General features: G+C 45.2%; 6 protein-coding genes. 1 reads left to right on the top strand and 5 read right to left on the bottom strand.

The genetic code is table 11. The annotated features are described in order from the left end of the window. Window positions 1–26: 26 nt before the first annotated feature. The 4 genes from NL645_RS01370 to NL645_RS01355 form a co-directional block, all read right to left on the bottom strand. Window positions 27–8741: an Ig-like domain-containing protein gene (locus NL645_RS01370; RefSeq protein WP_253651024.1), complete on the bottom strand. Its 8715-nt coding sequence runs from the start codon at window positions 8739–8741 to the stop codon at window positions 27–29. Between the two features lie 120 nt (window positions 8742–8861). Continuing rightward, entirely contained in the window at window positions 8862–9476 is a 615-nt protein-coding gene (locus NL645_RS01365; RefSeq protein ID WP_301339000.1) for a phage tail protein, read from the bottom strand. Window positions 9477–9532: 56 nt separating this feature from the next. Continuing rightward, entirely contained in the window at window positions 9533–10480 is a 948-nt protein-coding gene (locus tag NL645_RS01360) for a formyltransferase family protein (RefSeq protein WP_253651022.1), read from the bottom strand. 7 nt (window positions 10481–10487) lie between these two features. Continuing rightward, the gene (locus NL645_RS01355; RefSeq protein WP_253651021.1) at window positions 10488–11786 is read right to left on the bottom strand and encodes a hypothetical protein; all 1299 of its coding nucleotides are present in this window, start codon (window positions 11784–11786) and stop codon (window positions 10488–10490) included. Window positions 11787–13165: 1379 nt separating this feature from the next. Between NL645_RS01355 and NL645_RS01350 the strand changes: the two genes are divergently transcribed. Next, window positions 13166–15847, top strand: a complete 2682-nt coding sequence (locus NL645_RS01350) for an AAA family ATPase (RefSeq protein ID WP_253651020.1) — start codon at window positions 13166–13168, stop codon at window positions 15845–15847. A gap of 134 nt (window positions 15848–15981) precedes the next feature. Here NL645_RS01350 and NL645_RS01345 read toward each other — a convergent pair whose 3' ends face one another. Next, complete coding sequence (locus tag NL645_RS01345) at window positions 15982–16455, bottom strand: DUF1842 domain-containing protein (protein WP_253651019.1); 474 nt, start codon at window positions 16453–16455, stop codon at window positions 15982–15984. Window positions 16456–16531: the final 76 nt, after the last annotated feature.

Genomic DNA, 16531 nt, shown 5'->3' with positions numbered 1-16531 from the left:
ATTATCGAAAAATACCAAACCATAAATTAATACACTGATAACGGCTCAAAAAAATAACGAAGTTGTAGCGCAATTATATCAACATCATTTTCATGTAAAAAATAACGAGCGCCTTGGACACCGATCTCCCAATTATCTGAGAGGTTGTAGCCAACTTCTGCACCAATATATCCATCAAAACCATCCACTTCCGTCGTTATCTTGCTGCCTTGATACGTACTTTCAATATCGGTATCCCAGAACAAGCCCCCCAAACTCAGTTTTGCGGACCATGAATTGTATTGCCAGAACTTATAACCGATGTCGAAGCCTATGCCCTTAACAAGGAGTGGTGCTATAGATGCGACACTAACGTGATAGTCTTCTGGTGAAGTAGTAGCACTACGCAATGTTGCACTACCTTCACCCATATCAATATAACGGATAGTTCCTGACCATTGCTCAGAAAAAGCATATCCAAACCCGATAGAACGGTAGAGCCCGGTGTTGTCAGTAGAGATTACGTTATCACCTTTAACAGCATCACGCTCATCTGCATGGCTTGACCCCATTTGAACATCAACATACCAACCCGCTTGACTACTAAAACTAAACACAGCAATTAGTGCTAGAGCACTGTTTCTTCCATAACGTTTCATGGCTCCTAACAAAATCAAAAGCATCAACACCATGCCACCCAATGATCCTGCTGAAGTATTTTCAACCTTTACATCTCTTACCAACTTAACTGTCACTATAACTTTCCCTGTGTCTTGCAGGCCTTGTCTATCTTGAATGATATATGTCAACACATCATTGCCTTCAAACCCTGAGGTAGGGGTATAGGTCACGCTCTGATCTGCATTCATGACCGCCTGCCCATACTGCGCTTGGACTGAAACCAACTTCAATGTGTCGTTATCCGGATCGGTATCGTTAGCAAGGACATAAACCGTGACAGGGGTACGATCATCGGTGGTAATATTATCGTCCACCGCATTCGGATTCTGACTGTTTACCACATTTACCGTCACCTTCGCCGATCCCGTTCCACCATTACCATCCGTTACGCTATAAGTGATCAAAGCCTCCCCGTAGTACTGTGGTTGAGTGACATAACTTAGTTTGTTATCAACCACACTAACACTACCAATATCTACAGAAGCGCGACTTACCTTCAGCCCATCACCATCAGCATCGGTATCATTGCTCAATACATCGAGCGTCACCGTACCATTGAGACTAACAAACGCATTGTCGTCAATCGCTTGAGGGAGTGCATTATTGTTTACACGAGCGGCAACGACGCCAGGGTCAACGACACTGCCATTAGCCAATCCGTCATCATCGTTCGGACCACCGTCTTCAATGGTAAGTTGTACACACCAGTCACCTTCAGTCAGACCCTGTGACCATGAACTGTGCCCTGGTGGCGGACAATAACCAGCCTCGCCAGCACTAGAAGAAACTGTGTTTTGAGCATCCTCAATAAAGTCTATCCACCCCTGTTCAGCGTTATACTTTCGGTACACTGCATTTGCTGGAACAGGTAAACGCTGAGGCAAAACTAATTGATAGCTTTGACCGGGCAGCGGCAAATTAGTTACTACAAAATCAAAGATTCCACCTATGCTCTTCATGTTGATATCTTTAGGAAGCTCCTCATCTAGCAATAAAGCTCCTCCTGTTGTGTTAGTCAGAATGGTTATTCCTTTGCGTAAACAGACACCTGGCTGCCCCTCAATGAGGAAGCGATCTTTTTCTGACACAACCTGTTGAATTACGTTACAGTCAGAAATTGCGTCAAGATAGTCAGGAATGCCATCACCATCACTATCATTATGACCTTCTTGATCATCCGGGATTAAGTCGCCATCACTATCTTCACTTCCGAGCTCCGCCAATGTTTGTACCACTTCTAAATAGACATTCCGTGTCACTGATAATGGCGGAGTGCCATTGTCAGTAACTGTCAATTGCAAATTGTAAATCGCTGAACTCAGTAATTGCGGAGAGAAAGTCAATGTTTCGCTGTACATCTGCCCCGCAATCGCTTGGTTAAGTACATCGCTATCACTACTCCATCTGAAACTGTGTATATCTGACATATTTGCATCATTAACACTGCTTGTGATTGTGACCGGTTCAACACCATTTTCAATTTGGCTCCGCTGCTCCCCCGCCTGAGATACACTTACCGAGACCTTCGGAGCCACATTCTCTTCAAAGATTGTCAAGGTGTAACGACTCTTACTACCTAGATTAAGGGTGCTGTCCAAATCAATCACTAAGGTTTCAACGCCTTCACTTTGTCCATCATTAAGTAGTTCGAACGAAAGTTTGCCTTCGGTACCACTAGTTATCACCACTTCGCCAGAGGTGAGTGTGTGGTCATCACTGTCTGTGCTTCCTGAAACCGTGTAAGGTACGACTACTGGGTAACTCGGCGAAGGGCCGTTAAGGTGTATCGTTACGCTATGGTTGGTGCCTTCCGTGGTTTGCGCATCTTTGGAGATACTTATCAGTGGATACACTGTTACCGTTTGACTAGCCTCAGCGACGTTTCCATCAGAGTCTTGAGTACGCCAATAGACCGTATTAGTTCCAGGTCGGAAGAAGGTCGTGCTGTCGACCAATGAAACAGGTAATAGCTTGCCTGTACTATCTCGGGCCACGGCAGAGCCTAATGCAACTTTAGTAAAGAGCGAACTTGCGTTCACTTCGATATCTGAAGGTGCGGTTATTGTTGGTGCGTCCAATTTCGCACTTTTAATTGTCACGATTGCTTTCGCGGTGGCCTTTCCACCATTACCATCTTTCACACTGTATTGCACTGTCACTGTACCAATTGAGGTCGTTACCAATTGGATTTGACTGCCCACAATCGTTGCCGTTCCAGATGTAGGTTTAACCCATTCCAGTTGTAATGTGTCTAGATCAATATCGCTGTCGTTGCTGAGTACATCCAATAAGTAGCTACCATCGTTACTCTCGGTAAAGACATAGGTATCATTAACTGCCATTGGTTCATCATTGACGTTGATTACCGTGATGCTAAACGCTGCTAGAGAAGCGCTTAGCTCACCGTCAGAGACACTAATAACAATATTATTGGTGCTGCCAACATGCTCATTTTCCGGCGTACCACTTAGCAACCCAGTAGCTCTATCAAAGGTTGCCCATGATGGTTTATTGCGGATTGAAAAGCTCAAGCTACTACTATCAACATCCGATGCCTGCAGCGCAAAGCGATACGTACTGCCTTCGTTGACAGTAAGAGCAGGAGTGCCACTGATCACTGGAGCGTCATTGATATTGTTAACAACAATACTGAATCTATTGAGCATTGTGGTCGTGAGACCATCAGAAACCGAGATAACAATGCCCTGATATTTGCCAACATCACCATTATCTGGTGTACCACTAAGCGTGCCTGTTGATGCATCAAAGCTAGCCCAAGATGGCTTGTTCACGATACTGAAGGTGAAGGCTTGGCTGTCAACATCTGACACTTGTGGCGTGAACAGATAGGTGCTGTCTTCATTCACTTGTGTTGCTGGTGAGCCAGATATAACGGGTGCATCATTCACGTTATTCACAGTAATCGAAAACGCTGACAATGAGGAAGAAATTTTGCCGTCGGATACGCTAATCACGATATCTGAATAAGTCCCCACATCACTGTTACTTGGCGTGCCAGAAAGTGCTCCTGTTGTCTTGTCAAATGTAGCCCAAGGTGGCTTGTTAGCTATCAAGTAGGTCAGAGTATCCGCTGGGTCATCGTCCAATGCCGCGGGCACAAACTGATACACACTATCTTCATCAACTTGCGCCGATGGGGTACCCGTAATCACTGGCGAGTCATTAACGTTATTCACCGTGATGGTCACTAACGCCACTCCAGAGGTAAGTTCTCCGTCACTTACGTTGTAAGTGAAACTGTCCTGACCAAAGAAGTTACTGTTACCCGTATAAACCGCGTGATTGCCTGTGACGGTAACATTACCGTTGACTGGCGATGTTACAATTTGATAGCTCAAAGATGAGCCTTCTGCATCGTTACCATTTAAAGTAATGGTCAGCGGTATCTCTTCCTCTCCCGTAGCACTGATATCGGTCGCGGTTGGTGTATCGTTGACTGGATTAACCGTCAAATCGACACGAACCTCTGTCGAGTCTAGATCACCGTCGTTGACCTTGAACAAGAAGAAGTCGGAGCCATTGAAGTTCGCTTCTGGTGTATAGCGCCAACCATTATTGGTCAACTGCTCTAGCACGCCATGACTGACTTGCTCAGTGATAAGATACTGCAGAGTGTCATCATCGTTATCAATATCTGAACCAACCAGCGTGATCACCAAACTATTGTCTTCATCAAGCGTTTGTGACTGTGCTTGCGCCATTGGTGCGTCGTTGACTGGTGTTACCGTCATGGTCACTGTTGCGACGTTAGATACAGCACCTGCTAAGTCTGCCACCGTATAGGTGAAGCTGTCTTCACCGAAGTAGTTCTCATTGGGGTTGTAAACAATCGCTCCTGACGCCGTCACGTTCACACTGCCATATGCTGGCGTATCGACGACTGTGACACTAGTGAGTTCAAAACTGTCTCCAGCATCGGCATCACTATCATTGCCTAATACGTTGACTTCAAAGGAGCCTCCCTCCAGTAGTTGTGCACTGTTATCAACAGCAACGGGGGCATCATTCACTGGCGTAATATTGAGCGTGACGGTTGCTGGCACGGAGACTGCCTGACCACTATCGGTTAACGTGTAGGTAAAGCTATGTTGACCATTGACGTTCGCTGTTGGCACAATCTTTAGGGTCCCATCGGCATTAACACTGACCGAGGCAAAACTGTATCCCCCCTCTCCTTGACCAAGATCTTGCAGGGTAATACTACTCGCGGTGAATGACCCATCTTCAATATCACTGTCGTTACTTAAAACATCGAGTATCGATGTGACATCTTCATCAAAGGTAAAACTGTCTGCCTCCGCCACTGGTGAGTCATTGACGGAACCGATATTGACGCTGACCGTGGCCGCAAGAGAAACGCCGCCTTCACTGTCTGCGATCGTGTAAGTAAAACTGTCGCTACCATTTTCATTCGCATTCGGCGTATATACAAAAGTGCCTACAGTTTGATCAATGGCGACTTGTCCTTTTTGAGGCAAACTAACTAACGCTAAATCACCCATTGGGATGCCATCTTCAACATCCTTCGCTTGACTACGCGCGGTGACTGCTGCGCTTGCGGTATCTTCGTCAGTGTTAATGGTCAGCTCTTTCGCGACTGGCGCATCATTTATAGCCCTGATAGTGACGGTTACTGTCGCGTCTTGTGACTCCTGTAACAAGGCATCTTTCACGGTATAGGTAAAGCTATCCGTGCCTGTCTCATTACTATTTGGCGTATAGGTAACAACGCCGTTGCTGATCGACACCTGACCTTTAATTGGTTGTGTTTTAACTGTTGCAGAAGAAGCGACTATGTCATCATTTATATCGGAATCGTTGGCTAACAGATCAAACTGTTTCGCCGTATCTTCCTCAGTCGAGAAGCTATCATCAACTGCCGTTGGCGCGACATCGTAGCGTTTAGTCACGGTATCCGTCACTACATCAGATGCGTTGCCTGCGGCATCGGTTACCACCACGCTTACTGTCAACGTCCCCTCTTGCAAACCAGTGACGTCAATGCCCGTTACTTGCATGGTCTCCGAGGAGATTGTTTGACTAGCGCCGTCAATGGTCGTGGTACCGTCGGTAACACGATAAGTGAACATCGCGTTCACTTCAGCTGCTGCGAAGGTAAAGCTCATCGCCTGTTCGTTGGTTTTGTTAATGCTCTCCTGATCAATGCTGATGCTATGTCCAGTCGGGATCCCCGTATCCACTGAGATCAACAACTGAGTCGCTGCGGTATTGAGGTTACCTGCAGCGTCGCTAAATTGCTCTGCTGCAACATTAATAGTTGCATCCTCAGTGCTTTCTTCTGCAGGTGTAAAGGTAGCCGTGTAACTGGCGCCACTGCCCGCAAAGTTAGAAAGAGTTCCGCCAGCAACGGTCACATCGTCTTCGGCAAAATCAGTTGCGGCTTCACTCAAGGAAAACGTGAGTGTTACCGTTTCACCCGCTTTCAGCGCAGCACTGGAGCTAGTGATACTGACGGTTGGAAGCATAGTATCGACGCTGATGGAAAGTGGTGTTGCTGCACTATTGCTGTTACCAGAGGCATCGGTAAATGTGTCGGTGGAAACATCAATGGTGCCGCTCGCCACACTCTCTTCCGTTGGTGTAAAGGTCGCCGTGTAACTGCTACCGCTGCCCGCAAAGTTGGACAAACTGCCGCCAGTGACGGTGACATCTGACTCAGCAAAGTCACTTGATGACTCACTTAAGGTGAACGTGATACTCGCCGTTTCGCCAGAGATCAAATCGAGGTCTGAACTGCTCAAAGAAACAGTTGGCTGCACGTTATCTAACGTAAATGTTTTGCTAGCTGCACTGGAGGTGTTGCCCGCAGCATCGCTCTGGCTAGCCGCGACCGTCAGGGTGCCGTTGTTAAACGCACTTACATCAAACTCACTGCCAATAGTCGTCCAAGCCCCGGTATTGTCGGCCGTCACCGTACGACTGGCATAATTGCTGTAGTCCGTGATGGTCACGGTCACGCTATTGCCTGCTTCCGCGCCGGAGCCAGCAATCAGCACGTCGTTGTCTTCTGCCGCATTGACGATGCCATCAGTTTCAATCGGCGTGGTGATGGTCACAGCTGATGGTGCGGCGTTATCCAGGGTAATGCTCTGGGTGGCGGCGGTGGAAGTATTACCTGCTATATCTGCTTGGGTTGCAGACACCGTCAGGGTGCCATTGTTAAACGCACTTACATCAAGCTCGCTGCCGCTCAACGTCCAGTTGCCTGAGTTGTCGGCCGTCACCGTACGACTGACAAAGCTATTATTGTCCGTGATGGTCACGGTCACGCTGTTACCTGCTTCCGCGCCGGATCCAGCAATCAACACATCGTTATCTTCAACTGCATTGACAATACCATCGGTTTCAATCGGCGTGGTGATGGTCACTGCTGATGGGCCAGCATTGTCCAGGGTAATGCTCTGTGTGGCTGCGGTGGAGATATTACCTGCTATATCAGCTTGGGTTGCAGACACAGTCAGGGTACCATTGTTCAGGCCACTGATATCCAGCTCGCTGCCGCTCAGCGTCCAGTTGCCTGAGTTGTCGGCCGTCACCGTACGACTGACAGAGCTGTTATTGTCTGTGATAGTCACGGTCACGCTGTTGCCTGCTTCCGCGCCGGAGCCAGCGATAAGCACATCGTTGTCTTCTGCAGCGTTGACGATACTGTCAGCCTCAATCGGCGTGGTAATGCTCACTACGGATGGTGCTACTGTATCAATGGTGACACTTAACGCGTTGGATGCCGAGCTAACATTATCATCGCTATCAGACGCTTTAGCACTTATTGCATGTGTAATACCAGACGCCAACTCATTGGTTGTTATCTGCCAGTTTCCTCCATTAGCAGTGCCTGTGCCAATAACCGTTGCACCTCCACCGACTTGATCACTGTATAAAGTAACGATCGATCCACTCTCAGAAATCCCACTAAACGTTGGAGTAGTGTCACTGGTAATATTATCAGTATTTAATGATCCGGTATCCGAGCTAGCATCTAAATCAGGTGTAGATGGCGCATTTGGCGTGGTATCGACTGTAGTAAAGTTAAATGTGGCATCATCGCTGATCCCAGCAAAGTTATTATTTGCGGTGTCAGCCACGGCACTGGATTCAATATGAATGGCGTAAGTCCGGTTTCCTATCAGATCACTGGTTGGGTTTAAATAAACTTTATCGTTGGTAACACTGATGCGGCCAGCGCCTGGTGAAGTTGTTGTGCCATCACTTTCGGTGGCAACATTAAATACTTCAAAATCGCGGCTGTCTGTAACATTACGAATGGTAATATTGCCGTTCTTCAGCTCAATATTCTCATCAAAGGCAATCTCGATGTTGTTGCTAACAGAAACATTGGTTGCATCATCAGTGGGGGTTGAGCTCGCACTGACAAAAGTAGGCGCGGTTGAGTCTGAAACCGCAGCGTCATCAATCTTGATACTTTTAATAAGATAACGAGAGTCAGCACCCGGACTTCGGGTAAACGCCATAGTCACTGTATCAACGTCCTGCCATGCAGAATCAGTAAAGTCTGTACCACGGGTCAGGGTAAACAAATCCTGTAACCCTGAGTTTGCTTCACCACCTTTTGGCAAGGTGACAGTTTCGGTCACTGTTTGAGTATTATTAGAGAAGCCAGTTAACACAAGTTGATACGTTTTATCTGAGTCTCGGGCCGACCCCTGCATAAAGGTAATTTCGTCGAAACTGAAGTTAGTACTTGATCTCTCAAAAAAGCGGAAGCCACGATTGTTGAACTCATTAATCATGGTATTTGAGAAAAAAACACCAGCTACAAACCCGAGGTCATTTAGGCCAGTAAACGGAGTGCTATCAGTGCTATTGCCGGCATCTAATACCATAGACACAGCACCTGCATTGGTAAGAGTGACCGAGGGCATACCCCCAGTGACGCCTGTCTCCACCTCACTAAAATTGGAACCTGAACCATTAGAGTAGTTAATCGTTTGCTGTGCGGCCCAGGCTTCACCGGAAAAAAACGCTGAGGACACCCATGCTGTTGTAATTGCGATCGCTACCTGACGACGTAATCTCATTTTCCTCTCCTGAAGATGACGGCCTTATCAACATAGCCGGGTTATCATAATCAACTTAAATGTTTAATTTTTTTATAGGAAAGGATTAGCGAAAGTTTCAGCCAATTCTTTCTTGGTTGATTAGCTGCGTGGTGGGTATACTCCCGCAGTGGCAATTAACCAATTAATCGGCAATACCGGGCTCAAAATATTAAGTGGCGCTGAACCGCCTGTTTCAGTCACAGTTACAGTACCTCCTTCCGAGCCACCACCAGACACACTTAAGCCTTCGATGTCAGTCAAATCTGGTTGCTGAAACGTCGGTTTATAGAACCCAGGGGTAGAGTTTTGCGCTATATACGAATTACTATCGGGTACCTGTGTATTTGCAGCATTGGTAGCAACCTGCATCCTGCCTGTTACAGGTGCAGCAGTGCCAAGAGGGGTAAAAATTGCCGTATGTAAGTGTGTTGGCATTTGGGTTATATCAATAGTTACCAGTTCAGTACCCAATCTTTCTCCCTGATGATAATCCATCCCCCCAGGTCGTGTGCCTACACCAACTGGACTGCGGCCACGCAAATCAGGTAAACCAAAGGTAGTTCGGGCGTCACCTCCGTATAGAGTGCTAACTAGAGAGAAGAGTGCTGGATTATCTTCAATTGCCTGCATTTGCCCCGAGCACATTGCCCAATTTCTAATTGCAAAATTGCCGCCAAATGCGGTTAGTGTCCCAAGATACGGTTCTGTAGCCATACTGTTCTTCCTTTTAACGTATACACTTAAGTTAAAACCAACCCATAACGTAATCTTTACTCGCAGGCTGAAGCGTGCTGAAGCAATGACATCCCAGCGTCCAGCCCAGCCATTTGCGCGTAGCGATAACCCGAAAACACGCCTTGCTGTGTAGCAATAACATCTATTGATATGGCGCTATCTAACGTTTTCACTTGTAACCCATGCTGTGGGCTGATCTCGAGAATGCTCCCCGCCTCAACACCGACTAAAGAAGTCTCCATTGCGCTTGCTTGCAAAACATTGGCGACACCATTTGGCAAGCTCAACATCGCACCACCGAAGTTATGATTGCCTGCTCGCACTAAATTGACGATTTCGCGACTCGTTTGCACGTTCCAACGAATGTGCAGATCATGTTGGTTTACTGCTCGTGCCACTTCGTTGGGGTTTGATACTTGCTCACGCCAAACCAGCCCTTGCTTTTGTTGCGCGATGAGGAAGTCATACATCAGCTTAGCCGTCATTTGTGACGCTTTTTGCTGAGCACTGGTTAAGGTCTCAAACGGGTGAAATGGTACCTCTAACTCCATTCCTATAGCGCCGGAATCAGCCGATGCCTCAAGACGATGCAGGGTGAGGCTAAAGGTGTCTAAACCGTCTCTTAATTGCCAATAGAGAGGCATCGGGCCTCGATACTCGGGCAGCTTTCCCGGATGAATGTTGTACAAGTTTCCGTTGAAAAACTGACACAGCGAGGAATGAGCTATGTGCCTGAACAAATAGATGACGCCATCCGTGACTCGCCAAGCATCGAGTTGCGCCATCAAAGCACCGCTGTCATTGGCGGTATACTGAGCAATATGAATCGATTGAGCGCTCAGATAGCTCTGTAGCTGCTGTAAGTCAGGATTTAGTTCTCCTTCCGGTACTACCACGCCCGCCAATTTATGCTGTTGTGCCAACAACTGAATGATGGGCAAGGCGTAACAACTTCCTGTAAAAACGACGTATTTTTGCTGCATATAGAAATCATCCATGGGTGGCGACAAAACCTGGCAATCCGGTTAACTGATAATAGAAACTGACCTTATCCCCTCCCCTCGCTTCGAAGTAATGGTGTTCAACAGCTTTGGGCTTGGCATCCACATAAAAAGTCATGTCGGGTTTAGGATGGGTAATGCCGGAGTCGTATTGTCCGACCATGGCATCTCCGTAAGTATCGATATGGCTGTAAATGGCCAGGATACGTTTTGCCATATCTGGCACATCTTTCGGCAGCTCAACGGTGTTGCCTTGCAGCATTTTTATTCCACCATCTAGCTCAAAAATCTCGCTTTTGAGCAACATGGCTTTATTGACGTTAAGAATTTCTCCCAGATCAATTCGATCATCTATCGCTTCCGGTTGGCAATGGTTGGAATGTGCATACTCTGCTTTTTTCCATTGTTGATTAAATTCCGTCTCCCCGATGACCATCATGGCGCGCACAGATACCTGCTTGGGGATCATTTCGCCTTGAATATGTAAATATTGAACCAAATGTTTCGCGATGCTGAAGAACCCTTCCCGACTAAATCCATGCTGCATCGCTTCAAGTATCAGGAGATCAAACGTTTGAGTTGGCGAAAATTGGGTAGCATCTTCTTCCACTAAGGCTTCAATGTAGTCTGCGATATCAAGATCCGCGATCAATTGATTGAGTGCTTTAATCGCTCCGGGGTGAATATCTACTAATGTCACCTGAAGCTGCTCTGCGCTAATCCGATCACTTTGTTTGTAGTGAGCAAGTAAAGGCAGCAGCAATGGTGCAAAGGGGCCGCAAGCTGGATAAAGCACTTTAACCTGTGGCTTGTTGGCAAGCATTTGTTGGATAGCTTTGTTTGTACCACACGCAAAGCCTTTAATTCGGTACACATCTTTGATGGTGTGTTTACAGTTAAGTGGAGACATCACCAGCCCAGATGTGGAAATGTACTGTCGGGTCAGTTCCTCTTGGGTGAGTTTAGCCAGAGAAAGAGATTGGCAAGCGTTGCCATACATGCTCTGAAAGGCTTGCACCAGTGTTAGGTGCTCAACTTTCGTCTCCTTCAATACGAGCTCAACTGCCGCAGCGAAACTCTCTTTCAGTTGCCGTTGGCGTTCAGCCGTGCTGAGTTGGTTTTGGAGCATAGCCTCAAGTTGAGTCCGTAATGAGTACTTAAGCAGCTCATCCATTTCGGGTTCAGCAAAACCAAACTGTTGAGTTTGTTGCTGCACTTCTTCAACACCGACCGTCTCACGAGATTGAGGACGTTGCTGGTAGAATTCTATAGGTGAGCCCTTTTGCATAATTCATGAACCTCAATTGCCGCTGTAGCAGTAGTTAATGATGTAAACACGCCTGTACTTGAGAAAAACATACGCCATAAGCTCGGCGTTATAATATCTGAGCTCACGGATCTAATTTCATAAACCGTACTGACAAAATTGGGCAGAAAAATTGAGATAAAAACAGTTCCAATTCTGGAAATTCAGAGAGTAGTAAATAGTTAGGGTAATAGGCCTTTCGATAGGATTCTTCTAAAGCAAGCGCTTGCCAATCCCCTCGATAACAAGATCGTTTGACATGTGGCAGCCACGCAGTCACCTTGATAGAGGTAAGCGCGGCATTCAAGTGTGGTGTAATATGAAATCCTTTTAACAGGCAGAAAAAGCCAATATCCATTGTATAAAGCCAACTATTTACAATATTAAAATTAAAATTATTTTTATCGGCAGTTATTTAGAAAGTGCCGATGTATTTAGAAAGTGCCGATGTTTAATTTATAGACTAGAAAAACTTAACTCGCCAGAATAGAAATAAAAAAACACTAAAAATAAAATTGTCAATTTATATCTTTAAAATTAAAGAATTTAATTGTTAAGGTTTAATATAATCTAATATAAGTTGAAGGTGTGCAATCTTTTAAAAGACATACATTTAAAGATATTTCAAAAAACTTATTAAGAAAAACATGAATTCACAACAATAATTATCAAAATTATTAATAACAAAAACACCACTAATACAACAATGAATTAAGGTAGTTTGAAGATTAAAATGCCCATTTCATTTTCGTATATAACATTTTAACTACTAGTATTATATGTAGTGAAATAAGAAAAACTTATTCACTCAACATATCCAATCGATTCAGGTTTACTGGGAAAAGCTATACGTTACAACGGAGTGAAATATGGCAAATAGGGATGGAAGAATTCCACTCAACGTATTACGACTCAAAGAACTGAGAAAGAAATTAGGACTGAGCCAAGAAAGACTGGCGGAAGAATGCTTTCAACAGGGTTTTGTCGTATCTATTGCTTCCATAAAGCGAGCAGAGTCTGGGGCGAATGTGCTGTATCGTACCGCATCCAATCTCGCGGAATACTTTTCTGTCCCCGTAGAGGACCTCTTAATAGATCGCGCCTCAGAACCATTACTTACAAATGTGCCTTCATCACCACCATATTTTTTTATTTTTGCAATCGAAGCAAAGTGTGATTTGACCGCAAAGACTCTGCAAACATTACTTTTCAGCCAAAACACTACACCCATAATACAAAACCGGACGTTTGTTCTTACTTGGTCTATACAGGAATCGGACGAATATGTTTTTGAACGAATTCGACAACTAGCCCTTCAATTACAGGTTACTCTTTCGGCTTCGATTCGGTCTTTTATCAATGTGAAATACAAACATCGAGTCACTGAGCTATTGGAACATCCGAATGCGATAACCCCAATCAATGAAATCCTAGTTAAAATCCCTTGGGGAGAAATAGCTGCTTGTCCTTGCTTTATCTCGTCCAATTGTGCCAGACCAATAAAACCGTTTCTAACAGGAGAGCCAGACTTCAACAACTGGCATCTTGTATCCTTACACAAAAGCCATACTGACTGTTTTGTAGGGCGTAAACTTGAACTAGAAACATTGAATAGCGGAATCAAGCGATGGCAAAAACAAGAAGCAGGCCAAACGTATTGTATTACTGGTACCGCAGGGATAGGAAAGACCAGCCTACTCAACCAGGTCATTGCGTCTTTGAATCGTTCTTCGTGTTTAACCACAGAGATTCAAATCCTGAATCATGGCAGTGCTGATCTCTTGTCCCCTCAAAATATATTCACTCGGGCAATTTGTTCATTTACTCGTGAAGATACCGATGATTCTATTCGTCAGCAAACTGTCGAGTCATCAATTCCCTCTTCTTTCCACCTCTGCCTTTATTGGTTAATGGGGGTAACACTCAACGAATCAGAAAAGCAGTTGCTGAACTTAATGGAGTTCCAAACGCTGAAACAAACGATAGAGCAATCTATCCCTTTCTTAATTCAACAACGGCAGACCAGCAAACCGCACTTGATTATTGTTGAAGATGTCCATTGGGCCGACGAGGTAATGTTGGCATTTCTTGAGACACTGCTACCTCATATTACAAACACCAATATTTTGCTCTTTCTGACGTTTAGGCAGCAAAAACGACTTAGTTCCAAACAATCTTGGTTTGCCAACGTGAATCTAATCGAACTTAGGGAGTTATCATCTGGAGAGTCTTACGAGTTAGCTTGCTCAATCACATGCCAACAGAATAAACATATCAATGACTGTATAAAGCTTGCGAAAGGCCATCCTCTATACTTGCGCCAAACACTGCTTTGCTCTCAGTTTGATAAAGATGTTCCGGAGTCATTGGAACATTTAGTTTCGATACAATTAGCTCAACTTCCAGACCAAGATCGCCAAGCACTCTGTACTGCCTCTGTGTTGGGGCAGTGCTTTCGACTTGAGCAACTGCGTGAAATCACTCGAATTCCCGGCTACGTACCAGATAAGTTAGTCGACGCAGGCTTAGTAAAACTCAATGGCGATCAATACCTTTTCCATCATGATTTGATTTGTAATGCTGTTTTCCGTCAAATAGACAAGTCACAGTGTTCCAAAATACACATGGCCTGCGCAAAATGGTATGAGAACCGAGATCGATTCTTATATGCCGTCCATATTAATCATGCCAAGGTCGAAGGTGTATTTACTGTTCTTGAACAGACCGCCAAACATTACCTGAGTAATTATCAGTTTGAAAAAGCACTAACTCTTATTGAGTACGCTATTAAAGAGTCACCTAAAGAACAGATGGCGTATGCACTAAATATGAAAGGAAACTGCCTGTATTCGATGGGACGCATCAAAGAGAGTATTGAGGTTCTTGAGCAAGCGGTTCATCACACAGAAAATGATCCTGAACGTGTTCAATACTATTTAGACCTCATTAACCCCTACCGCTTAACCGACAACTTTGTACAAGCGATGTCGATTTTAGACCAAGCCCAAGCCCTGTGCGAAAAGCTGACGTTAAATAAATCTTTGTGTGAAATCCACTCGATGAGAGGTAATATGCTGTTCCCTACTGGGCAGCTAGACGAATGTGAGAAAGAACATTTACTTGCATTAGATTACAGTCAGCGAGCAAACTGTTTTCGCGCGAAAGCAAAATCGCTTGGCGGCCTCGGTGATTGTGCCTACGCACAAGGAAAAATGGCTCGCTCATACGAGCACTTAACCGAGTGTTTGCAACTGTGTGAAGAGCATCAGTTGCTTTCGATTGAAACTGCCAATCGCTACATGCTGGCAACAGTGATGATCTATCAACTGCAATCTGACGAAGCACTAAAACAGGCTCAGCATGCCTCGAATCTTGCCTACCTCACTGCAAACCGCCGAGCAGAAATTGTTTCCAGGCTTACGGCAGCATGGATCTTTCTCGACCGTAATGTATTGGTGCAAGCTGAAAACGAAATCTCGACCGCTCTGCAACTTTCAAAACAGCTTAATGCTCATCGATTTGTCGCTTTTCTTTTGGAGTCCAGTGCAAGATTGCACTGGTATCAGGGAAAAGAGGAGAAAGCCCTTTCGGACATCGACACGGCTCTAGATCTTGTTCATATCAATAAGCTACACAATTTTATTGGTCCTTGGCTCGTATCTACCAAGGCACTTGTTTGTGGCGATGAATCAACGGCCCTCTCCGCTTTGCGCACTGGTGAGGCTTGGCTAGAATCTACCTGTGTTGGTCATAACTATTTACGCTTTTACCAACAAGGAATCCAAGTAGCGTGGCAGTATAAGCAGCCTACGCTACTTCGAAAATATCGCGATAAGCTTGCTAACTTCACCCGAGAAGATCCGCATCCATGGGGTGATTTTTATATTGAACAAGCGAATCTGATGCTTGCCTTACTCGACCAGTCCAGCTCCGTCTCTGAGTTGTTAAACTTCAATCAGGCCGCGCGTAAGCATCAACTGAACCAGGCTCAAATAAGTGTTGATGAGCTCGACCATTGGCTCTTCACATCTACTCAACCATGAAATATTCAATAAACGAAGAAAGTCGACTAATTGCACTGTCAAATCATCTTGTTTGCTCGATTTACCTCGTCAAACACAGATATTCGAAACCATCGAATATCTGTGTTTTGGCACAGTGTCATCGCTGATTAGATTTATGCTGGCGCATGCTCACTTTGCTCCACCTTAAAGTTTTCGATGCTAGGAACATGCTCAGGTAAAAGTAGAGTAACGCGTTGATTTGCTACTTCAATCCATTTACCTGAACTATTTTTATATCGATAAAATGCCACGCCTGACTTCCAATCATCATTAAGTAGGATGTTGAGCGTTACGTTGTGAAGATCTGCTCCTAGAGGAGCAATGCCTAGATAAGGCTGGTAGCCCTGCAACGTCACCATGATATGACAATCACGCATCGTGCATTGATAGTTGAAACTGCCATTGAGATCAGACACCACATTTAACGGTGGGTTAATGGCCTGAAAGATATGTCCTTTACCCACTATTGATTTGTCTTCGCTGGCCACGAGTAGATTAACATCGAAGTTCACTCCTCCAGGTAAGCCGTTACCAATTTGATAATGAGCAGTAAAAATTGCTTGTGATTCTTTTGATTCCATTTTCATTGTGTTCTCCAACTGAATTTATTGTCGTTAGTGACCCATTCAATGTAGATAACACGTCATTCAAGTTCAGTATCAC

Origin of the sequence: Vibrio sp. Y51_MX_L26 (genome assembly GCF_024181935.1) — a bacterium.
Taxonomy (GTDB): domain Bacteria; phylum Pseudomonadota; class Gammaproteobacteria; order Enterobacterales; family Vibrionaceae; genus Vibrio; species Vibrio diabolicus.
This window is presented reverse-complemented; position numbering and strand designations above follow the sequence as displayed.